At 54.2% G+C, this 21,525-nt stretch carries 26 protein-coding genes and 1 tRNA gene; 22 read left to right on the top strand and 5 right to left on the bottom strand.

Translation table 11 applies throughout. From position 1 onward, the window contains the following. Positions 1–30: 30 nt before the first annotated feature. The gene (gloB, locus tag HUO07_RS02305) at positions 31–798 is read right to left on the bottom strand and encodes a hydroxyacylglutathione hydrolase (RefSeq protein WP_008956917.1); all 768 of its coding nucleotides are present in this window, start codon (positions 796–798) and stop codon (positions 31–33) included. A 142-nt stretch (positions 799–940) separates the two neighbouring features. On the opposite strand from gloB, the gene HUO07_RS02300 reads away from it, so the two are divergent. The 4 genes from HUO07_RS02300 to nudC are packed head-to-tail and all read left to right on the top strand — an operon-like array spanning position 941 to position 3,731. Beyond that, positions 941–1,759: a class I SAM-dependent methyltransferase gene (locus HUO07_RS02300; RefSeq protein WP_176302210.1), complete on the top strand. Its 819-nt coding sequence runs from the start codon at positions 941–943 to the stop codon at positions 1,757–1,759. Next, positions 1,752–2,222, top strand: coding sequence for a ribonuclease HI (gene rnhA, locus HUO07_RS02295; RefSeq protein ID WP_008956920.1), 471 nt, complete (start codon positions 1,752–1,754; stop codon positions 2,220–2,222). The genes HUO07_RS02300 and rnhA overlap by 8 nt, the downstream gene beginning before the upstream one ends. After that, entirely contained in the window at positions 2,222–2,959 is a 738-nt protein-coding gene (gene dnaQ, locus HUO07_RS02290) for a DNA polymerase III subunit epsilon (protein ID WP_176302209.1), read from the top strand. Before rnhA ends, dnaQ begins: the two co-directional genes overlap by 1 nt. Beyond that, positions 2,952–3,731, top strand: coding sequence for an NAD(+) diphosphatase (gene nudC, locus HUO07_RS02285; RefSeq protein ID WP_176302208.1), 780 nt, complete (start codon positions 2,952–2,954; stop codon positions 3,729–3,731). Before dnaQ ends, nudC begins: the two co-directional genes overlap by 8 nt. 24 nt (positions 3,732–3,755) lie before the next feature. On the opposite strand, the gene HUO07_RS02280 is transcribed toward nudC, so the two are convergent. After that, a complete protein-coding gene (locus tag HUO07_RS02280) occupies positions 3,756–4,067 on the bottom strand; it encodes an SCP2 sterol-binding domain-containing protein (RefSeq protein ID WP_035555706.1) in 312 nt (103 codons plus the stop codon). 186 nt (positions 4,068–4,253) lie between these two features. Between HUO07_RS02280 and sohB the strand changes: the two genes are divergently transcribed. After that, positions 4,254–5,297 carry a protease SohB gene (sohB, locus tag HUO07_RS02275; RefSeq protein ID WP_176302207.1) on the top strand — a complete coding sequence of 348 codons (1,044 nt, stop codon included), beginning with the start codon at positions 4,254–4,256 and terminating at the stop codon, positions 5,295–5,297. A gap of 87 nt (positions 5,298–5,384) precedes the next feature. Here the strand turns inward: sohB and HUO07_RS02270 are convergent, their stop codons facing one another. Continuing rightward, on the bottom strand, positions 5,385–5,705 hold the full coding sequence (locus tag HUO07_RS02270; protein WP_008956925.1) for an ArsR/SmtB family transcription factor: 321 nt from the start codon (positions 5,703–5,705) through the stop codon (positions 5,385–5,387). A 304-nt stretch (positions 5,706–6,009) separates the two neighbouring features. Between HUO07_RS02270 and HUO07_RS02265 the strand changes: the two genes are divergently transcribed. The 3 genes from HUO07_RS02265 (at position 6,010) to HUO07_RS02255 (ending at position 9,669) form a co-directional block, all read left to right on the top strand. Next, positions 6,010–7,923, top strand: a complete 1,914-nt coding sequence (locus tag HUO07_RS02265) for a propionyl-CoA synthetase (protein WP_176302206.1) — start codon at positions 6,010–6,012, stop codon at positions 7,921–7,923. A gap of 231 nt (positions 7,924–8,154) precedes the next feature. Next, positions 8,155–8,823 (top strand): 7-cyano-7-deazaguanine/7-aminomethyl-7-deazaguanine transporter, encoded by a 669-nt coding sequence (locus HUO07_RS02260; protein WP_176302205.1) that lies wholly within the window; start codon positions 8,155–8,157, stop codon positions 8,821–8,823. Positions 8,824–8,865: 42 nt separating this feature from the next. Then, positions 8,866–9,669, top strand: a complete 804-nt coding sequence (locus HUO07_RS02255; RefSeq protein WP_176302204.1) for an alpha/beta fold hydrolase — start codon at positions 8,866–8,868, stop codon at positions 9,667–9,669. 7 nt (positions 9,670–9,676) lie between these two features. Here the strand turns inward: HUO07_RS02255 and HUO07_RS02250 are convergent, their stop codons facing one another. Next, positions 9,677–11,065, bottom strand: a complete 1,389-nt coding sequence (locus tag HUO07_RS02250) for a 3'-5' exonuclease family protein (RefSeq protein ID WP_176302203.1) — start codon at positions 11,063–11,065, stop codon at positions 9,677–9,679. Positions 11,066–11,119: 54 nt separating this feature from the next. Further along, a complete protein-coding gene (locus HUO07_RS02245; protein WP_176302202.1) occupies positions 11,120–12,253 on the bottom strand; it encodes an ABC transporter substrate-binding protein in 1,134 nt (377 codons plus the stop codon). A 152-nt stretch (positions 12,254–12,405) separates the two neighbouring features. Here HUO07_RS02245 and HUO07_RS02240 point away from each other — a divergent pair, with 152 nt between their 5' ends. The 14 genes from HUO07_RS02240 (at position 12,406) to HUO07_RS02175 (ending at position 21,356) form a co-directional block, all read left to right on the top strand. Next, positions 12,406–14,112, top strand: a complete 1,707-nt coding sequence (locus HUO07_RS02240) for a potassium/proton antiporter (protein ID WP_176302201.1) — start codon at positions 12,406–12,408, stop codon at positions 14,110–14,112. A 48-nt stretch (positions 14,113–14,160) separates the two neighbouring features. Then, positions 14,161–14,251 (top strand) — tRNA-Ser (locus tag HUO07_RS02235). A 164-nt stretch (positions 14,252–14,415) separates the two neighbouring features. Then, entirely contained in the window at positions 14,416–15,642 is a 1,227-nt protein-coding gene (locus HUO07_RS02230) for a tyrosine-type recombinase/integrase (RefSeq protein WP_176302200.1), read from the top strand. Further along, on the top strand, positions 15,639–16,130 hold the full coding sequence (locus HUO07_RS02225; RefSeq protein WP_176302199.1) for a hypothetical protein: 492 nt from the start codon (positions 15,639–15,641) through the stop codon (positions 16,128–16,130). Before HUO07_RS02230 ends, HUO07_RS02225 begins: the two co-directional genes overlap by 4 nt. Positions 16,131–16,219: 89 nt before the next feature. Further along, positions 16,220–16,426: a helix-turn-helix transcriptional regulator gene (locus tag HUO07_RS02220; RefSeq protein WP_176302198.1), complete on the top strand. Its 207-nt coding sequence runs from the start codon at positions 16,220–16,222 to the stop codon at positions 16,424–16,426. A gap of 269 nt (positions 16,427–16,695) precedes the next feature. Continuing rightward, positions 16,696–16,905 carry a hypothetical protein gene (locus HUO07_RS02215; protein WP_176302197.1) on the top strand — a complete coding sequence of 70 codons (210 nt, stop codon included), beginning with the start codon at positions 16,696–16,698 and terminating at the stop codon, positions 16,903–16,905. Further along, on the top strand, positions 16,902–17,138 hold the full coding sequence (locus HUO07_RS02210) for a hypothetical protein (protein ID WP_176302196.1): 237 nt from the start codon (positions 16,902–16,904) through the stop codon (positions 17,136–17,138). Before HUO07_RS02215 ends, HUO07_RS02210 begins: the two co-directional genes overlap by 4 nt. Continuing rightward, positions 17,135–17,380 (top strand): hypothetical protein, encoded by a 246-nt coding sequence (locus HUO07_RS02205; RefSeq protein ID WP_176302195.1) that lies wholly within the window; start codon positions 17,135–17,137, stop codon positions 17,378–17,380. The genes HUO07_RS02210 and HUO07_RS02205 overlap by 4 nt, the downstream gene beginning before the upstream one ends. Next, the gene (locus tag HUO07_RS02200; protein ID WP_176302194.1) at positions 17,370–17,813 is read left to right on the top strand and encodes a helix-turn-helix domain-containing protein; all 444 of its coding nucleotides are present in this window, start codon (positions 17,370–17,372) and stop codon (positions 17,811–17,813) included. Before HUO07_RS02205 ends, HUO07_RS02200 begins: the two co-directional genes overlap by 11 nt. Positions 17,814–17,860: 47 nt before the next feature. After that, complete coding sequence (locus HUO07_RS02195; RefSeq protein WP_176302193.1) at positions 17,861–18,265, top strand: helix-turn-helix domain-containing protein; 405 nt, start codon at positions 17,861–17,863, stop codon at positions 18,263–18,265. A gap of 387 nt (positions 18,266–18,652) precedes the next feature. Further along, a complete protein-coding gene (locus HUO07_RS02190; protein ID WP_176302192.1) occupies positions 18,653–19,252 on the top strand; it encodes a hypothetical protein in 600 nt (199 codons plus the stop codon). Between the two features lie 174 nt (positions 19,253–19,426). Further along, the gene (locus HUO07_RS02185; protein ID WP_217908751.1) at positions 19,427–19,936 is read left to right on the top strand and encodes a helix-turn-helix domain-containing protein; all 510 of its coding nucleotides are present in this window, start codon (positions 19,427–19,429) and stop codon (positions 19,934–19,936) included. 119 nt (positions 19,937–20,055) lie between these two features. Continuing rightward, a complete protein-coding gene (locus HUO07_RS02180) occupies positions 20,056–20,970 on the top strand; it encodes a hypothetical protein (RefSeq protein WP_176302190.1) in 915 nt (304 codons plus the stop codon). Beyond that, positions 20,970–21,356 carry a hypothetical protein gene (locus HUO07_RS02175; protein ID WP_176302189.1) on the top strand — a complete coding sequence of 129 codons (387 nt, stop codon included), beginning with the start codon at positions 20,970–20,972 and terminating at the stop codon, positions 21,354–21,356. The genes HUO07_RS02180 and HUO07_RS02175 overlap by 1 nt, the downstream gene beginning before the upstream one ends. Positions 21,357–21,525: the final 169 nt, after the last annotated feature.

Below are 21,525 nucleotides of genomic sequence, written 5' to 3'. Positions count from 1 at the left end.
AGTTGCATTCGTTTGGTTTCGATAGCGTTCTTAAAAACGGTTCTTCCACTCGCGCAGAGTGGTAAACGTAGCGAGATCAGTATCATTAACACCCTGGGTGCCTGCTGCTTGGCGCACGCTATCTGTGCCCACGCGCAGGTAGGGATTAATTTTCAGCTCGCGTCCTATCGTGCTGGGTAAGGTGGGGCGATCCAATGCCCGCGCCTTTTCACACTCCTGCAAGGCGTGTTTAACGTCTTCGTTTTCAGGGTCCGCAGCACGAGCAAACGTAAGGTTCGCTTGCGTATACTCATGGGCTGCAAAGACCAGTGTATCTTCAGGTAGTTCCGCAAATTTGTTCAACGCGGCAAACATTTGCTCTGGGGTGCCTTCAAATAAACGGCCACAACCGGCGCAAAAAAGAGTGTCGCCGCAAAAAAGAAGGGCAGGGATGCCCGCTGTGAAGTAGCTGATATGGTCCAGCGTATGGCCCGGTGTCGCTATTACGTCGAATAAACGGCCCATAATGCGGACTTCATCGCCGTCGCCAACGGTCTCGTCAATCCCTTCAATGTTGGGGTTGGCCGGGCCGATAACGTGAGGGGAGTAGCGTTTAATTAATTCTGCTAAACCACCGGTATGATCATGGTGGTGATGCGTAATAAGGATGGATTTTAAGGTTAACGACTCACGCTCAAGAAACTCGATCACAGGGGCCGCTTCACCTGGATCCACCACGCAAACGCTTTGGCTGGTATCTTGTCTTAATAGCCAAATATAGTTGTCGCTTAGAGCTGGGATCGGTGTCACGCTCATCATCGGCGAGATCCTTTAAATTGCGAAAATACAGAATTCAGTGACCAAAATGCGTAAACACGCAAAACATCGCGCTTCTTAAGTAGCGCTAAATCGGTGTAACCAAGGCGTTGAAAAGCCGTTACTGTGGAGGGAAGCGCTGTTCATGTCAAATTCGACCACGGCCACGACACTCGCCAAGCGCTTAATAAGTTGCCAGCCGTATTGGCAGTCTGAGGCCGGGCGCTCGCTATGGGAAACACAGCGTGCCTGCTTAGGGCCCGTGGTGGAATCGCGCGTGGGCGGCCACAGTTTGGAATTGAGCATGGGGCCAGCTTTAATGACCATGTCGGCGATTCCTCATTCCATTCGGTGGTCACCCACAAGACCAATGGCCGAGAATGAGAGCACCTTGATATGCCCGCCGGATCAATTGGCGCTGCCAGATCGCTGCTTAGATGTAATGGTTATTCATCACTGGCTGGAGTATTTAACCGACGCCCATTTCACCCTTCAGGAAGCCGCGCGGGTCACCGCTGACAATGGGATATTGGTATTGTTTGGCTTTAATCCGATCGGTGTGGGTGGGCTTGCCCGCCAATGGCGAAAAAGCCAGCAGCAGTTTCCCTGGGATGGCACTTGGCGTTCTGTTAGTCGCCTGCGCGACTGGTTGGCGTTTGTCGACTTCGAGGTGGAACGCGTAGACTATTGCTGTTTTCGTGGGCGGATGAGTGCTAAATGCGGTGAATATTGGGAGTCGCTGGGGCGTAGGCATAACTTACCGCTAGGTGAGAGCTATATGATTCAAGCCCGCAGGCGTCAACGCCAAGCGCCAGTGCAACGTATGAAGTTTGGTTTGAAAGCGCCTGTTTCTCCCGCTTCATTAGGCGTTACTCGCTCAGGTTCATCGGCTCACTATCAACCCTATCAAGAGCTCCCAACACAAGCTCAGACGCATCAATCAAAGGATCAAGAACTTGACTAAAGAGGCTGCCGGGCAACTGCCTCGGGTAACGGTGTATACCGATGGGGCTTGTCGGGGCAACCCAGGCCCTGGCGGATGGGGTGTGGTGCTGGCGAGCGGCCAGCATGAGAAAACCTTGAAAGGCTATGAATCAGATACCACTAATAACCGTATGGAGTTGATGGCTGCGATCATGGCCCTGCGAACGCTAAACACTCCCTGTGAAGTCGCGCTATGGACCGATTCACAATATGTGCGACAGGGCATAACACAGTGGATTCATAACTGGTTAAAGCGCGGCTGGAAAACCGCCGCCAAGCAACCAGTCAAAAATGCTGAGTTGTGGAAAACCCTGCACGAAGAGACTCAGCGACACACAATAGAATGGCACTGGGTGAAAGGGCACAGCGGCCATCCCGGCAATGAGCGCGCTGACGCGTTAGCCAATGAAGCCATTGATGAGCATCACAAGAGGAGAGCATGATGCGCCAGGTGATCCTAGATACTGAAACCACGGGTATCGACCCAAAAGATGGTCATCGCTTAGTCGAAATTGGCGCGATTGAGATGGTCAACCGCCGTTTTACTGGCCGCACCTACCACCAATACATTAACCCTGAACGCCATATCGACGCAGAAGTCGTTGCCGTTCACGGGATTGACGACGCTAGAGTCGCCAATGAGCCGGTTTTCGCGAAAATAGCTGACGAGTTTTGGGCCTTTATCGAAGGCGCCGAGCTGGTGATTCATAACGCCCCCTTCGATGTGGGTTTTATCGACCACGAATTGGGTATGCTTAATCAGCAGCGTAAAACACCCGCATTGGGGCCAGTGCGCGATCACTGTGCGGTATTAGATACCCTGACGATGGCCCGGGCCATGCACCCCGGTCAGCGCAATAGCCTGGATGCATTGTGCAAACGTTATGATATCGATAACGGTCACCGCGTACTGCACGGCGCGCTACTAGACTCTGAAATTCTTGCTGAAGTTTATTTGGCGATGACCGGCGGGCAAACCGCACTGACGTTAGACGCAGCCTCTGCAGCAGAGCAGGAGCAGGCGGATACCTCCAGTGAAGGTCTGTCGATTCAACGTATGACGCTTACTCCAGGTCAGTTGCGCGTCGTGCGCCCAACTGACGAGGAGCAGGTGGCCCATAAAGCCAAATGTGAAGCGCATCAATTGAATTGGTTTAAAGGTATGACAAGCGATGCTTAGGCGAGAAATTCCCCATCATGAACAGGCCGGGCGAGTTATACGCCTATCGCGCAGTATGCTGGCGCCTGCACCGCTAAGCGGTAGCGAGGAGCTGACGCCGCTACAACCCTTTCAGCCCTGGACAGAGCAGATGCAACCGCTATGTTATTGGGATGATGAGCCGGTCGCTCTGTTGGTTGAGTCCCAGGCGGAAAGCGGCTGGATTGATGGTCGACAGTGGATGAGCGAGCTTTCTACCGCCTGGTTCAGCTTACTGTCAACGGCGTTGCAGGTGGGTGCCTGGTTGGAGAATCACCGTTTCTGTGGGCGCTGTGGTGCGCCCGCTACCAAGCTTACCGCGGAATTTGCAATGCATTGCGATGCCTGCGGGCACCGCAATTATCCACGTATTTCGCCCTGCATTATTACGCTGGTGACTAGCGGCGAGGCGATGCTGCTGGCGCGTAGCCCGCGTTTTCCGCCAGGCCGTTATTCAACCTTGGCCGGCTTTATTGAGCCGGGCGAGTCCGCCGAAGAGGCCGTTCACCGGGAGGTGTTTGAGGAAGTGGGCGTGCATATTGACCAACTGCGTTACCACCAGAGCCAGGCTTGGCCGTTTCCCCACTCGCTGATGTTTGGCTACTTCGCTGAAGCGACAACCCGGCGTATTCGCATTGACGGGGTAGAGATCAGCGATGCTGCATGGTTTTCACCTCGCCAACTGCCATCACTACCGCCACCTTACTCAATTTCACGCGAACTAATCGAAACTCATTTGGCACGCTGGCGCTAAACGGCGCCGAGTGCCGATATGTCATTACTCGCTAGGGAATAGGCTGGTCAGCTTGGTGGCCAGCATGACATTGCCGGTTGCTTTTAGCTTGCCGGTCATGAATGCCGTCATGCCATTGATATCGCCACTCATGATGCCTTTTAGCGTGTCAGTCGTTAGGCTTAAGCTAACGGAAGGATCATCGTGTTCACCCTCTTGCACATCCAGCGTGCCATCTTGGATATTTAAGTAGTAGCTGCCCGCGTCTGAGAAGTGGAACTGAAACACTTCGTTCATGCCCTTTGCCGCTTCAGGATTAAAGCGTGCTTTCAACTTCTCAAGGGTGTTGTTAGACATAACATTTCTCTCAATTAGGTAAATCAGACCCAGGCTAGCGATAATAGCCCAAAGAAACAATCGTGATGGCGAGCGAGATTATTTCATACACGCGTTTCAATCAAGCATCATGGTCAAACCCCGCAACATCTTATCGGGGCAGAGCGCCCACCCTAAAAGACTCAAGCTTACCAATGGAGAACGTCGATGAATGAATGGATAGCGGAAATAGGTACGTTTGTCGTGCAAACCACCATCGTTATGTTGCTGATAGGTATTGGTTTGCTTTTGATGGCGCGAACGAAACAAGACAAAGAGAGCGACTTAAAACTTCACATTGAGCCGCTGAATGAGCAACGCCGCCGGCGCGGTCGTCGTCTGCGGTTGACGGCCACGTTACCAGGTGCCCGCAAAAAGCTGCTAAAGGCGTTTCGCAACGAAGATAAAAAACGCCATAAAGCGCAAAAAGCTAACCAAGATTCTACCCATGAGCCACGGGTTTGGGTGCTCGATTTCCACGGTGACCTGAAGGCATCGCAAACCGAGCGCTTTGGTCAGGAAGTATCCGCTATTATTGATGTCGCCGTCGAAAATGACGAGGTGGTGATTCGCCTCGAATCCGCCGGTGGCCTGGTGCACGCTTATGGGTTGGCAGCCGCACAGTTAGACCGCTTGCGTACGGCAGGGCTCACCACAACTGTATGTATTGATAAGGTGGCAGCAAGCGGTGGCTACTTGATGGCCTGTACCGCCCAGCATATCAAGGCAGCCCCCTTCGCTGTGATCGGCTCTATTGGCGTGGTGGCGCAAGTGCCTAATATTCATCGCTTGCTAAAACGCCACGATATTGACGTGGAACTCCTCACCGCCGGTAAATACAAACGTACCTTGACCGTGTTGGGTGAAAATACCGAAGAGGGAAAAGCAAAGTTCCTCGAAGATTTAGAGAATACTCACCACTTATTCAAAAGCTATGTGGCTGAGCGGCGTCCCGGCATGGACATAGAAACGATTGCGACAGGTGAGATTTGGTATGGCAGCGAGGCCTTGCCCCAGCTGCTTGTTGACAGTGTGGGTACCAGCGAAGCTTATCTGGTCGAGCGTATGACCGAGGCGCGTGTCTTTACGGTCAAGCTTGAGCCCCCTAAAACAGTGACTCGTAAACTTGGTTTGGCAGTGTCGGAAGGCGTTGAAAAAGCAGCCCTCAAAGCGCTTGGCTTGATCGACGCCGCTGGTTGGCAGCGGCGCTGAGCATCGTTCTGGGCGATGGTTAATAACTAGGGTTAACAGCTATGGTTGTTGTATGACTATTAGCGATGTTGAAAACTATAAAGAGCTTTATGCAGCATAGTGGTGTGCCAGGGTAGCAATCACTGCCTTGGCGCTCTCACTGCTCAGCGAATAATAGATGGTTTGTGACTCCCTCCGGGTGTCGACGAGTTCATCACGTCTCAAAATGGCTAAGTGTTGTGAAAGCGCCGACTGGCTTAATGCAAGTTGTTGATTAATCTGCGTCACTGACAGTTCTTTTTCGGCAAGTAGGCAGAGTATTTGCAGGCGTTTTTCGTTGGCCAGCGCTTTTAGCAGGTTAGTCCCTGCCTCAATAGCGCGACAGTTATGTTCAAGCAGACGTGTAGCGGCGCTTGTAGAAGCAGACATAATGATCTCCTTGCCTACACTGTTACTTCAGCGTTTTTATGAGCATTGTTATACGTTGTAGTGGCATCGTCGCGTCGCGAGGATCAAGTTGTTCAATGATCATTAATTTAGCGAGTTTTGTCCAAGTGGCTGTTTAACGATTAATCAATGGTAGGCAGGTAGCCACTTTCTTGTCGACAATGCTATTGGTCAGGCTGCTACTTTAGTCGTTTTTTAGCCCATAGTATGAGGGTGAGACGGCGATTTACTTTATACAGTGTCAACAATTATCTCGTATCGTCATTACAATAAAGACAGAGACACCATGAGCCGCTACCAGCATACCTACCAGCAGTCGATAGAGCATCCAGAAACGTTTTGGGCCGAGCAAGCCAAACGAATTCCTTGGTATACGCCACCTCAAACCATCCTCAGCTACGATGAGCAGCAGCATGCGCGATGGTTTAGCGATGGTGAAATGAACCTTTGCTACGCTGCACTTGATTACCACGTTGAAAATGGCCGCGGTGATCAGGCTGCGATTTTCTGGGATTCGCCCGCCGCCCAGGCCAAGCTCACCATTAGCTACCGGGATATGCGCGACAAAGTGGCTTACTTTGCGGGGGCGTTGACGCAGTTAGGGGTGGAGAAGGGTGATCGTGTGGTGATTTACATGCCAATGATCCCCGAAGCGCTGGTGGCTATGTACGCCTGTGCCCGGCTAGGGGCCATCCATTCGGTGGTGTTTGGTGGTTTTGCGCCTCACGAACTGGCCGCACGCATCGAAGACGCCGAGCCCAAAGTGGTGGTGGCTGCGTCTTGTGGTATCGAGCTAGGCAAAGTGCTGCCGTATAAGCCGATGGTGGATCAAGCCATTGCGTTAAGCGCCCATAAACCGGATGCCTGTGTGGTTTATCAGCGTGAAGCGCACCGTGCAGAACTGGGAGCGAACGATCACGATTGGGATGCGTTGGTCGCTAAGGCACCGTTTGCCGACTGCGTGCCCGTAAAGGGCACCGACCCGCTGTATATACTCTACACCTCTGGCACCACCGGTAAGCCCAAAGGCGTTATGCGCGACACGGGTGGTTATGCGGTGGCGCTGGCTTACTCAATGCAAGCGATCTACGCCATGGAGCCAGGCGAGGTGTTCTTCACCGCCTCTGATGTGGGCTGGGTTGTGGGGCACTCTTATATCGTTTACGCCCCCTTGCTGCTTGGCTGCACTAGCGTGGTGTATGAAGGTAAACCGGTCAAAACACCCGATGCGGGCAGCTTCTGGCGCTTGATAGAAGAGTACCAAGTAAAGAGTTTTTTCACCGCGCCGACGGCCTTCCGGGCCATTAAAAAAGAGGACCCAGACGCCAAGCTGCTGCAGAAATATGACATTAGCAGCCTCAAACATCTTTATGTGGCCGGTGAGCGGCTCGACCCGCCCACGTTTCATTGGTTGGATGATCTTCTCGACGTGCCGGTAATCGATCACTGGTGGCAGACCGAAACCGGCTGGCCCATCGCGGCTAACTTGCCCGGTATCGAACCGATGCCGACTAAAGCGGGGTCGGCGACGTTTCCCGTTCCAGGCTTCAATGTTCAGGTACTCAACCGCGATGGCGAGCAGGCTAAACCCATGGAGCAGGGTAGTGTGGTCATCAAGCAGCCCATGCCGCCGGGTTGTTTAACGGGTGTTTGGCAAGATCCGCAGCGCTTTCATAGCGCTTATATGGCGGCGTTCCCCGGCTACTATTTAACTGGCGACGGCGGTTATTTTGATGAGCAGGGTTATCTGTTCATCATGGGCCGCACCGATGATGTCATTAACGTGGCAGGGCATAGACTCTCGACCGGTGAAATGGAAGAAGTAGTCGGTGCGCATCCTGCCGTTGCCGAATGTGCGGTCATTGGGATTCATGATGATTTAAAAGGGCAGTTGCCGATCGGACTAGTGATTCCTAAAGATGGTTTTGATGGCGATGAAGCGACGCTGGAGGCTGAACTTATTGCGCGGGTTCGCGAGCATATTGGTCCGATTGCCTGCTTCAAGCAGGTATTAGTGGTCGACCGCTTGCCCAAAACCCGTTCGGGCAAGATTTTGCGTAAGCTGTTGCGCACGATTGCCGATGGTAAAGAGTTTGGTATTCCTTCCACTATTGATGACCCCACCAGCCTAGCGGATGTTCATGCCGCCATGCGCGAACGCTCGGTAGGCGCTGCAGACAAAGCCACGCCGCTGGATTAACGATTCATAAGCACAAGTCGCCCGATAGTGAGGGCGGCTTTCATCTTTCGGCCTTTTTATGCTCTGAATTTTAATAACCTGACTTTTAATAGCCTGACTTTTAATACCCTGCAGAAGCCGTATAATGCGCTCCCCAGAATAGCGTTCGCTAGTTAAAACTGATTTAGCGATGTGCTTACTACCTCGAGGGTTCCCTAACCCCTCTTATCTGTTAAAAAAAGGTCGATCCGCATGTTTGCATTGAGTGAGACTCAGCACCGCCGTTGCCTCCTGGTAATGGTGGCTTTTCATATTGGCATTATTGCCGCCAGTAACTATCTTGTTCAGCTGCCGTTTACGCTGTTTGGCTTTCATACCACCTGGGGCGCGTTTAGCTTCCCGTTTATCTTTCTAGCCACCGACCTAACGGTTCGCCTGTTTGGTAAAGGGCCGGCTCGATCGATTATTCTGCGCGTTATGCTACCTGCGCTGCTGGTCTCCTATGTGGTGTCGGTGGTGTTTCCCCGTGGCAGCTTTGCCGGGGTTGAAGCGCTTTCGGAGTGGAACCTGTTTGTCGCCCGCATCGCGCTCGCCAGCTTCTTGGCGTATGTGATTGGTCAATTACTGGATGTTCAGGTGTTTGACCGCTTGCGCCAATGGGCCTGGTGGGTGGCGCCTGTTTGTTCGACGGTGCTGGGTAATCTGGCGGATACCTTTGCATTCTTCTCGGCGGCGTTCTATAACAGCCCAGACCCGTTTATGGCCGCGAATTGGATGGAAATTGCTGCCGTGGACTATGCGATCAAACTCGCCATTAGTCTGCTGTTCTTCCTGCCGCTGTATGGTTTGTTGCTGGCCTGGCTGACGCGCCGCTTGGTGGTCTGGACAGGTCAAATGGATACTGCACCCCGTACGGCTTAATCGTATAAAGTCCACCATAATCGCCAAGGCTTAGGAGCAAGCATGATGAACGTTGCCACTGTTGATTTGCACTTTATCGATATGCCCGCCGACGATGCCGCGACGGATGCCACGCCGCTAGTCGTGCTACATGGCTTGCTGGGGAGTGCCGATAATTGGCGTTCGCATTTAAAAGTCTGGCAGCGTAGCCGCCGAGTGATTGCGCTTGATCTACGTAACCATGGCCGCTCACCCCATGCCGAGGGAATGCGTTACGCCACTATGGTGGATGATGTGCTTGCGCTAATGGATAAGCTCTCGATTGAGCGCGCGCATGTGCTTGGCCACTCCATGGGCGGCAAGGTGGCGATCAGTTTGGCGCGCTTGGCGCCTGAGCGAGTGGCATCGTTAATGGTGGCCGATATTGCGCCGGTGGCTTATGAGCACGGTCACGATGATGTGTTTGCCGCGCTGGATAACGTGCGGCAAGGGCAGCCCAAAAATCGCCGTGAAGCCGATGACCTGCTGGGCGAACATGTCGATTCCCGACCGACACGCTTGTTTTTAGCCACCAACCTGATACGCAATGAAGACAACGTGATGGCGCTACGCGTTGGGCTGGATCATATCAAACAGGGCTATAGTGACATTATTGGCGTGCCGGATGGCGAGCAGCCCTACGAAGGTCCAACGCTGGTGTTGCGGGGTGGCGATTCTCACTACGTGGCAGACGATATGCTACCTACATTGCGCGACGTGCTGCCCCGTGCCCGCGTGGTAACGCTCAAGAACGCCGGTCACTGGCTACATGCTGACCAGCCAGAAGCGTTCCAGCAAGCCGTCATGGCGTTCATTGACGCTCAATAGGGCAGTCTTAACCGAGCGGGATGACCGTTAGGCCATATTGTTCCGGGGAGCGCAAAAAACGGTTCAATATACGGTAGCTATCTACATCAAAGCTTGCGGAGGCATCGGCCAGGGTTTTGGCCTTTTTAAGGCTTGCCGCACTGCCCAGGTAGCACCATTGGCGAACGACATGCCATGCAGACGCTGTAGCGCCCGCTGACTTCTCCTCAATAGCAATACTGCCCGGCCAGGGCCACACATTGACCTGTAGCTGGGTGAGTGCTTCCTGTGCCCGCTGGGTATGTGCTGCTATCGACTCCTGTCCATTGCATGCCCCAAGGCACTTACCCACCTGATTGGCAAAACAGCGGCCCTTCCCTTTTTCAAGCCCCAGTACTCGCGGGCAGAGCTTTTGTTCTTCAGCAACAACTCTTAACGTGTTCTTAGCCTCTCGTGCATTGCGGAACAAACCGTACAGTGCGCCACTGATTGGCAGGCTCATGGCGCTTCCGCTAAGCAGTTCAGGGTGGTCGGCTTCTGCCTCCCAGTGCCAGGTGGTCAGCTTGCGCTGCTTGCGTAGCTGCCGGTTCATAATCGGCATTAACGTTTTCACCAGTTGCGCCTCACGCAACTGGGCGCCTAAGTCGCCAGTGGTTTCTTCCCATTCGATATGTTGCACCTGCTGAGCTAGGCGCATCTCTTTATCGTCCTGGTGATCACGCTGAAAGTGGCCTAGTACGCGGCTGCGTAGATTGACGCTTTTGCCCACATACAACGGCAGCCGATTGTGACCGTAAAACAGGTACACACCAGGGCAGGTGGGCAGCCCTTCAAGCTGAGCGCTGTCTAAATGGGCGGGCAGTGTTCGATGGCGGCGCTCATCACCTAGAAGGTTCTGCCATGCTTCTTCACTGTGCTCAACTTGCCACGTTTGCCAGAGTGCCCACAGGGCATCCACATCATCACCAGCTCGGTGGTGGCGGATAGGTGAAATGCCGTAGCGGTTAAGTAGCGCTTTCAGATTGTGCTGACGCTCCTGGGGCGCTATCCGCCGCGATAAACGCAGCGTGCATATCAACGAGGCGCGAAAATCCTGCCCCGCGCGCTTAAACTCATTGCGCAAAAAGCTGTAGTCAAAGCGCGCATTGTGAGCAACCAGTTGCCCGTCGCCCAGCCACTCACGCAGTGATTCGGCGATGTGGGTAAACCGTGGCGCCTCCCTCAGCATATCGTCACGAATCCCTGTGAGCTGAGTGATTTGCGCGGGCACTTTGCATTCTGGGTATATCAAGCTCGACCAGCGATCGACCAGCTCACCGTTAACAACTTTCAGGGCGGCGATTTCGGTAATTCGGTCGCGGGTTGCCCGGGTGCCGGTGGTCTCAACATCGACAAAGATTAATGCTGTTTCGCTCATGCGTCGCCAACGTAGTGAGAGAGCTATAGGTATGGGATGATAAGCGGTATGTGGTTATAACGTGTGCGGATCTACCGCTAAACGCGATACCGGCAACACATCGCTGGTAATGCCCGTTTGCTGCAAGAAAGTTTCAAAGGCAGCATACCGTCGGCTATCTAGTGCTGCTGGGTTAAGCGCCATGCGTCGCAGGATGTCCTCCCAGGCCCCAGCATTAATATCATTATCGAGCACCGGGTGGGTACTGATAAGCAGCTCCCAGGCAGCATCAGGATTGTCGACGATCCAGTGACTCGCCTGCTCAAGGGCAAGCACAAAGCGAGACCACGTATCGGCGCGGCGGGCAAGGGTATCGCTATTGGCCAGCACTACTAAGCCGTCACTACGGGGAATATCCAGCTCATCGAAACGAATGATGTGGGTGTTAATCCCTTCCGTTGCTAGCTGCTGAGGAAGGTAGTGATAAAAACCATCCGAGACTGCATCGATTTGGCCTTCCCGCATTGCTCGAATTGGGTCGAAGTGTAGGTTGACCGGTGCTGCGAAATCATCGGTTTGCTGAACTGAGCGGGGTAGTAACCGAGGAATACTCAGGTCGCGGCCTTCTCCAGTGGTATAACCGTAATGTAACCCTGCCAAGGTATTTTCAGTTTCCGCTTGTTCTTCCCCCGTCACAATGACCGCCGTAAGCGACGTTTCAATCAGTGTCGCAATCCGGATAATCGGTGCGCCGTTATGGGCTTGTAGATGAAGCAGCGGCTGGCGCGTTAGCGCTAAATCAACTTCGCCTGCAGTTAGCAGTTTGATGGCGATGGATGGGTCGGCCGGTGACTGAATCTCTACCTCAAGCCCTTGGTTAATATACAGGCCTCGCTCTTTCGCGATCACCAAGGCAGCGTGCTGTGGGCTTAGGTACCAATCCAGCATCAGCGTCAGGTGTTTAACCGGCGGTGGCTCAAGAGGCGGGGCCGGGGCAAGTGCCATAGTGGGCGCTGCTTCGGTATCACTTTCAACGGGTCGCCATAGGCTATCCGGCACCTCAACGTCGGTATCCAACGTTAGGGGGGCGGTTTCTTGACTGCTTTCTTCACTCTCTTCATTTGCGTAACTAGCTGAATTAAAAAATAATAACGTAAAGATTAGGCTCAGCAGGACAGGGTGCCAATAGCGTGACAGGCAGCGCAACATAGTCAGTAACTCCAAATGTTGTAACGACGAAGTGTAGCCGCCCAGGAAAGCTTCTGACTAGCCCTTTAACCACAAGTGCACGCGGAGAAGTCACAGTAAATTCAACGGTTACATGTAATAATAGCGCTGTATTGATGTAGAGACGGAGAGTCATGGACGCAATTTATATGTTCTTTTTGGTAGGCGGCTCGCTGATGGCGCTTAGTATCCTGGCCAGCCGCTTATCGTCAATGATGGGTGTGCCACTACTTCTGATCTTCCTTGGGCTAGGCATGCTAGCGGGTGAAGAAGGCGTGCTAGGTGTTGTGTTTGATGACTACTCCATGGCTTTTGCAATCGGCCATCTCGCGCTCGCCATGATTTTGTTAGACGGTGGCTTACGCACCCGCCTCAAAACCTTTCGGGTTGGTTTTAAGCCCGCGCTCTCTCTCGCGACCTTTGGGGTCTTTATCACCAGCGCCATTGTTGGCGTAATCGCGATGTGGATTTTTGATCTCACCATTGTGCAGGGCCTGTTGGTCGGCGCCATTGTTGGTTCTACCGATGCCGCCGCGGTGTTCTCCATGCTAAGTGGCCGCGGGGTCAATCTTAACGAGCGGGTAGGGGCCACGCTTGAAATTGAATCGGGTACCAACGACCCGATGGCGATTTTCCTCACCTTGATGCTGGTAGAGCTGTTAGTTGGCGATATTGGTGGCCCTACCGAAACACTGCTGTTTTTCATTTCTCAGTTTGGTATTGGTTTGATTGTTGGCCTTGGCGGCGGCTGGCTAAGCGCTAAACTGCTGCGCTGGCTAGACTTGGCGCCGGGTCTATATGCGATGTTGGCATTAGCGCTTGGCTTCAGTGTGTTTGGCCTAACCAGCGTGCTGGGTGGCAGCGGCTTCCTGGCCATCTACTTGGCCGGTTTGATGATTGGTAATCAGCCGGGGCGCCATCTCAATTTTATCCTCCCTGTTCACGATGGCCTCGCATGGCTTAGCCAGATTGGCCTGTTCCTGGTGCTTGGCCTGCTGGTGACGCCGAGTGAACTGTGGGATGTGGCACTGCCCGCTGGGTTAGTGGCGCTGGCGCTTATCTTTATTGCTCGCCCCTTGGCCGTGCTGATTACCATTAAGCCGTTCTTTAAGTTCCGCTGGCGGGAAACCTTCTTTATTGCCTGGGTGGGCTTAAGAGGGGCGGTACCTATCGTGCTGGCTATCTTCCCGGTGATTGGTGGCGTCGAAAACGCTTCACTCTACTTTAACGTCGCGTTTGCCGTGGTATTGATGTCGCTGCTGATTCAAGGCGGCTCGCTAACGCTGATGGCCAAGTGGTTGAAGGTAGAAGTGCCGGTAGGCACCGTGCCTAACCGACGCGGCCCGCTGGGTATTTTGCCGGAAAATGATTTTGAGCTATTTGTTTACGGCGTAGAGAACCAGGATTTGGAGGACGTGCCTATCCGGCTTCTCCGCTTCCCATCCGGGGCGCTGATTTCGGCGCTGTTTCGCAACCACACCATGCTTCACCCCAAGGGCAGCACGCGCTTAAAACTTGGTGACGTGATTTGCGTTATCGGCCGTTCAGAAGATTTGTACTCCCTTAACCGGCTGTTTAATGGCGATGCCAAACTCAAGCAGGAACGTGCCTTCTTTGGCACCTTTACCCTGGATGGCAGCGCGCAGATGCAGGATATCGCCCAAGCCTATGGCCTAACACTAAGCCCCGGCGAGCAAAACATGACCCTGGCTGAGTTTATTGCCCTACGCGTGGGTGGGCACCCGGTAGTCGGGGATGATGTAGATTGGCACGGTATTCATTGGGTAGTCAGCGATATGGAAGGCGGCAAGATTACCCGCGTCGGGTTACGTTTGTACTAAAGGCGTTGACTTCCAAGGAAAAGCTGTTATTATACGCACCCATAAGCCGGAGGGATGGCAGAGCGGTTGAATGCACCGGTCTTGAAAACCGGCATAGGTTAATAGCCTATCCAGGGTTCGAATCCCTGTCCCTCCGCCACAACATGGTTTCAGATGTTCCCAGAAAGCACCTGGAACCCAGCAACGAAGCGCCTTAGGGCGCTTTTTTGTTGTCTGTAATTCCCATGACACTCCTTGACTTCGCACCTTCTTAGGGGGCATATGTGGGGGCATACGCCAGAATTACGTTTTTAGGTGCCCCCAATGACCCGAGCTACCAATAAGCTAACCGCTACCGCCGTGCGCAATGCCAAGCCGAAGGAAAAAGCCTATAAGCTGTCCGATGGTGGTGGTATGTATTTAGAGATCACGCCCAGCGGTGGCACCTACTGGCGGCTGAAATATCGTTTCAACGGTAAGGAGAAACGGCTGGCGCTTGGTATCTATCCAGAGACCACGCTAGCCCAAGCGCGTGAAAAGCGAGAGGACGCCAGACGGCAGCTTGCCCAGGGAATTGACCCGAGCGCAGCGAAACAGGCAGAGCGGCGCGCTAGCAAGGTGGCTGCTGCCAATACGCTGAACGCGGTGGCCACCGAATGGCTAGCCGTTCATCAAGATAAGGTGGTTCACGACCATTACCGGCACGATAAGCGCCGCCTAGAGCTCCACTTACTGCCGGTGCTGGGTAACCGTGTACTTTCTGAGATCACGGCGCCAGAGCTGCTTGATTGCCTGCGTAAGATCGAAAAGCAGGGCAAGCTCGAGACTGCCAAACGGGTGCGCACACTGGCTAGCATGATTTTTCGTTATGCCATAGTGACAGAGCGTGCTGATCGCGACACCGCCGCCGATCTGAAAGGCGCGCTGAAGTCGCCGCAAGTCAAACATCACCCCGCCGTTACTGAACCCGATGAAATCGCTAAGCTGATGCGCGCCATTTACGCCTATTCTGGCGAACCGGTAACGCTGGCCGCGCTCAAGTTGTCCGCGTTGGTGTTTGTTCGCCCTGGCGAGCTTCGCCGCGCTGAGTGGAACGCGATCAACCTGGACGACGCAACCTGGAAATTCAACCCGAGCAAAAACGGGTCACCGCTTATCGTGCCGCTGGCCACGCAAGCCGTAGAGGCGTTGGCCGATCTTAGTGATCTTACCGGGCGAGGCCGCTACGTGTTCCCAGGTGCCCGAAGTCGCGAGCGGCCAATGAGCGAAAACGCCATTACGGCCGCATTGGCTGGTATGGGCTACAAAGGGCGAATGACCGCCCACGGCTTTAGGGCAATGGCCCGCACGGTGCTTGAAGAGCGCCTGAACTATCCGCCCGCCCATATCGAGCAGCAACTGGCCCACTCTGTGAAAGATGCCAATGGCCGCGCCTACAACCGAACGGCTTTCCTAGAGCAGCGCCGCGACATGCTACAAGCTTGGGCCGACTACTTGGATACGCTACGTGAAGGCAGCCAAAACGTGGTGCCGATCAGGGGGCGGGCGTGAACTCCAAGGCCTTTCGTGATCTGCTGAAAGCGATCAGTCGAGCTGATCTCACACCGGATCAGCGCCTGCTGATTGCCGAGGCGCTGAAGCGTCCCAGGGGCAGGCCGCCGAAAGAGTTGGAAACAGTGGGTGATTACCTTGATCCAGACAAAGGCATGCCCCCCAGAATTGAAGCAGTAGTAAGAGTGCTAGATCTGCAGAGCAGAGGAATGCGTTATTCCGACGCGCTCGAAACCGTAGCGGGAGAGGTTCACAAGTCACCGGAAACGGTAAAGGGGTGGTGTAAGAATCGCGATATAAGGTCGTTTGCCAAGGGGCAAAGAGTGACGAGGGGCAGCATGGTTGCAGGCCAGGCCTACTCAAAAGGTATGAAAAGGTTCTGGGAGCTTATCAAGCGAGCGGAGCAGCTAGGTATTCAGGTTGACCCAGCCTGGCGTATTAGCGATCTGAAAGCAGAGATTGAGAAACATGACCCGAATAAGGGTTAGAAAAACAGTCTATTTTATTAACCCTGACTCAATTAGGTAAACGTAAGAACATTCAGCCATGCCCATAAGCAACCAAGGAGTTTCACGGCATGGCTGTACTTCTCAAACGTCCCGAGGTGCGTCAGCGCACCACCCTAAGCGATTCCGCGCTTTATCGGCTAATGGAAAAAGGGCAGTTCCCGCGCCCTATTCAGCTTAACCCTAATGGTCGCGCCGTTGCTTGGGTAGAATCTGAAGTAGAGCATTGGATTAAGCAACGTATTGATGCCGCCCGCCAAGAAATGGGGGCCGCGTAATGTTGACTATTCCCATCGCTTCCCGCTATGCTTCATTAGCTGGCGCAAAATCGTCAGCCGGGCGTAGGAACCCGTTTATCTCTAGGCGCAACAGCGCCCCCATATCAGCAGGCGCTTTTTTTGTGCCCGCTGAACGTCATGGCGGCTGTGCGTGGGCAAGCTTCGGCTTGGCCGGTTTCCTAGAGTGCCGGTTTCCTACCCTGCGTACAGTCGCCACCCAATCCCGTAGGAAGGATCGTGGCGACTCCTCAACTCTAGGAGTGTCACCAATGACAGCATCAATCCGCCTATCCAATCTGATTACCCGCAGCCTATCAAGCCGCGCCGCTGCCCATCGCGCCATGGCCAAAAGTGCCTTATTTGCCGATAGCAGCGCCAGCACCCGCCTTAAGCGTTACAACCACCACATCGAAAAAGCCGAGCGGCTAGAAGCCAGCGCCCTAGACAATGCCAAGCGCAGTGCAGGGGGTGCCGTATGAGCCGCATTAAGCCCCAGCTCAACAAGCTAGAAGACCTGTTAGGCAACATTAGCGGCCTTACTGACATCATTCAGCAAGACTTATGCCGCAAAGGCAGCGAGGGCGAAACAGTTACCCTCAATGATAATCACATTGGCCACCTACTTTCCGCCATTGATGAGCTTGCCACCCGTGGTTATTCCGCCCTCGATGCTATCGATCAAGCCTCGCAAGGGCAGGGGGTGACGTCATGAATCCCACCCAGATCCACGCCGAGAGTGTGCAAGACATTATGTCCGCCATTTATGGCTTAGCGGGCATGTTAGAGCAAGATGGCAGTAGCGAGGACAGTGAAGATACAGGGCTGGCGCTTGGGCGCTTTCAAAGGGGGTGTATGGCCACCTCTATTAAGCACTTGGCCGAGCGCGCCGCTCATCTAGCTGAAATCATCGAGGAACAAGGGGCCAGCAAGGCAGGAGGCAGTCATGCAGATTAATTGGCTATTCCTAACCGGCATCCTTCGGACAATGCGAGACGAGGCCGCAGCCGCCGAACGCCGAGAAGAGGAAATAAACCCCGCCGCGCTGGTTCAATTTGCTCAGATGATTGAAGAGGCTTTGCAAAAAAGTGGTGCCGCCATGACTGAGCAATTAAAAAGGCCCGGCCCTGAGGGGAGCCGAGCCATTCTTAAACCGCCATCTTGCGCCGTTAAATCTACCACTCAGCAAAGCATGGTGCTAGAAGTTTTGCGCCAGCACCCCGCAAGCGCCTTTGAGTTGCAACACTTGCTTCCCCTGGCAGATGCCCGCGCCGTGGTGCGCGATCTAAAAGCGAAAGGGTACGTCATCGACAAGATCCCGGCGCCCAACCCAAACCAGAGTGCTCGCTGCAAGACGATACAGCGTTATCGCCTTAACGAAGCGCATTGATTTATCAGCGGGCCTTAAACTGAGGCCCGCTTGATCTGGAGACGGGAATGGGCCAAAAAAAAGCGAGGCTGCCTTTTGATAGGGCTGAAGGCATTGTCGTGATCCAGCGCCGCCTGCTTAAATCAAATGCCTATCTTGGTTTATCGCCGCAGGCAAAAGCACTTTTGCACCAGATGCAAGCCTATTGGTCAGCAAGTGGACCGGTTGGCTTCGGCGTTCGCCAGGCCGAGCAGTCAATTCCGTGTTCGAGAAAGCTAGCTATGCGAGCCTTTAAGGAGCTGCAGGAGGCAGGTTTCATCGTCATGGTGGAAGAGAGCTTGTTTTGTTCACGAACTCAGTCAAAGACGCGCACTTGGCGATTGACCTGGCTGCCATGCTGGAGGCATAGGCCACCCACCAACGACTGGGAAAAAGAGCCGGTACCATTAGCGCCAGATAAGAAACAGGCGTGACCCATCAAAACCCACCCAATCCGGTGGGTTTTTTATTATCCGCTTTAACGACTACTTAACCGCATTCCTAAAATTTCTACCGGTGCATATTCGACACCTGTAGCACTGCCACAGGTGTCGTTTTTACACCATAGGAGCCTTTTAAACCCTCCACAGGTGTCGTTTTTGACACCTGTGGGCGCCTTTTCCAACTTCCACAGGTGTCGTTTTTACACCACTCCTACTTAAGCCACCTTCTACCGCTATTAGCACAGTGTACGACAGAGAGAGAGTGGCAGAGAGAGTAGCCGCTGGCGCTGACTTACCCTAACCACTGCCAGCGGAAAGCAACGGCACAACTTGCGACATTTGACGTCATCACGACACATCAAACGCAAGGAGTAGGAAATGGAAGAGTCTTTAGAGATGAGCTGGCACCGCGATTGCTTACTAAGCGCGAGCTACCGTATGGCTGGCCACTTGGTAATGATGGAATGCTGTGGCACTGGTGGATGGATGTTGGTGTGGAAGAATCCCAATCCAGAAGTGGGCGGGGTTGCCTATCCATCCATGGTCTCTAGCTGCTCGACCACGGCCGAATTGCATGCGGTGATTGCTATGGGAGGCATTGCAGCCGAATTGCTCCAGCAGGGGCGGCAGATAGATGCCGCGCAGCTCGCCAAGGAAGCACAAGAGCGGCATGGCTTTTTCGAAGAACCTAGAATCATCGAGGCAGCACCGCACGCCGCAGCCTTCGCCCTCTATACGGTGAGAGCGCAGTGGGAGGCCATAGAGGCGTACGCGAAGAGAGTTATTGACCAGTGGGCCGATCCGCTGGCGCTTGAGCAGTTCCGAATTGATCGCATCTATCCTGATGGTAAGCGCGCCAATGGCGGGGATGCGCCTATCCATTTCCTGCCAGCGTGCGCACCAGGGCAGCTAACCCCTGCGGCCTTGGTTCAGTCTGCCGATCCTGCTTACCACATCCCCAGCGAATACCGCGCATAGCATCACGCGCCGTTGCTGACTTGCAGCGGCGCTCTTACCTTCCAGAACTTTTTAGCTACCTTACGGCGGGGGGTGTACGGCGGGTAGAACGAGTCGCGGAAATTTGTGTGAGCGAGGGAGCTGGAATCAAGTCCTACTACTACTTAATGGCGTGGCCACCAGGATGGAATGAGCATGGCAAAGGGTCGTGAAGTCAATCGCATAGAGTTAGCTGAGATTTTTGGTGTTGCCAGAACAACTGTTGACGCTTGGGTTCGGCGGGGGTGCCCGGGATCGCCGTCCAGAGGGCGGGGTCGAGAGAGGCATTTTAATACGCGGGATGTTTCTGAATGGCTCCGTGATCAGGCGCGAGCCGATGCTGAAAGCGACGAGCCCCTAGACGAGTACGCGCTCAAGCTTCGCAAGTTGGCAGCGGAGACGACACAGGCAGAGCTGGAGCTCGCCGTTTCTCTTCGACAGGTCGCGCCTATCGATGAGTTCGAGCGGGCGCGGGCACTCGAAAACGCCACTATCCGCGCTAACGTGATGAACGTGCCTAGCCGAGTGATCAGCCTGTTAATCGGTGAGACCAACGAAGCGCGCTTTAAGGAGGTGTTGGCCGCTGAGCTGGTTCAAGCGCTGGAGTCAGCCGCCGAAGCCGACATAGAGCTAGATGACGAAGCGGGTGATGGTGGCCACGATTGAGCAGCAAAGTATTTCAGTGCCCGCGCTGAAAAAAACCAATAACTACCGCCAGCGGAAATAGTTGGCACAACTTGCAACACTTAGCGTCATCAAGTCACAGATCACGCAAGGGGTAGGAAATGGAAGAATTTGAGGAAATGTTAGTGGCAGCCCGTAACGCTATGCCGGGAAACATCCGAATAGCTGGCCAGGGAACCGATCAAGAGCGTTATCAGACAGTACCGGGAATGTCTCGCGTAGCGGGTATTAATGGCAGCATGTCGCTTCGCCAAATGCTCCCGCAACTGCCCGGCGCTGATGGCCGTACATATAACATTCCGGCAGGATCTACCGTATCCATGGAAGCATCCCTGCTAAACCGTTCTCGGGTCGCTCAGGCTGGCGCTCGGTTGATTCCTATCAGAATGCCACCCCCGCCGGATTATGCGCCAGCCGGTGCGTTCTATACCCGCCCGGGGTCATTCACCTTACTAGAGCCAGCAAATTTTGTAGCAGCCGATGACGCTACCCCCGCGATAGCTCAGTCACTACCCTTCCAAGAGGCGCCCATCGACCTTGGGCAGATGCGGACCCGCGCTGTACGCTTCGATATGTCACGCCGCGAGCAGAAAGGCATGAGCGACTCAGAGCTGAGCGCAAGAATCATGACCTCTATCATCCATGGTTTAGCGAATCTCGTTGACCAGGAGCTGCTGGACGAAATCGACGCCGCCGAAATGCTAACCCCATTCTCATTATCTGATGCCGCAGCGTCCGGAGTAAGATTTGATGAGCTGCGGGCTTTGGTGGGGACTGCTGGCGCTGGCGCCCAGGTGGATAATGGCCGACTAAACGTTGCAGGCGTTCCCGCTGAACTCACTGCGGAAACTGCGTCCACTTTTGTTGGCTCCTTTGATCGCTCCGCTATTGCCGTCATGGACGATCTGCGTTTAATCGTTGAACGTAAGGGCGCCAATGGCCGCCTTCTGGTGACGTGCTGGGTGGATCTGCTGCCGCTGCTACCGGATGACACCTATTTCTGGGTAGTCAACTAATGCTTGCGCTATTTCTGGGTAGTCAACTAATGGTTTCACTATTTCAAGGCCGCCGGCGGGCACTACCGCCTGAGCTGGTGGCTTTTATCGAAGCTGCTGACGTGGTCTTTCGCAGCCAAGACGATGAGGCAGGCCCGCGCCCTTTGATATGGAATCTGATCGAGTCTCGCCCTCTTTACGCCGACGAACCGGACAGGCTGCGTGAGCGAATCGCAAAACACTTTAAGTTGAGTGACCAGCAGATGCGCCGTGCGATCACGCTGATTAACGCCCGGGTTGCGGATCGGCAAAGAGGGGGAGCGCGGCCTCACGCCTTAGATGGTCTCGACAATAAGCCGCGCCGTACTTGGGTTAATTCATGGAGCTCAGACTCGTGGGACATTTAAAGCATGATAATAGCCGGCAGCGGGTAGCAACTACACTGCCGCGTGATCTTCTTGAGCGGGTCCACGCTGAGCGGACTCGCATTGCCAAAGAGACCGGCTGTAAGCCTTCGCTGGCCAAAGTGTTAGCGGCTGCGGTGGATCGCGGCCTACCTAGATAATAGTCGCGCAG

Origin of the sequence: Vreelandella maris (genome assembly GCF_013371085.1) — a bacterium.
Classification (GTDB): Bacteria; Pseudomonadota; Gammaproteobacteria; order Pseudomonadales; family Halomonadaceae; genus Vreelandella; species Vreelandella maris.
Note: the sequence above shows the minus strand (reverse complement) of the source record. Positions and strands in the feature narration are given on the sequence as shown.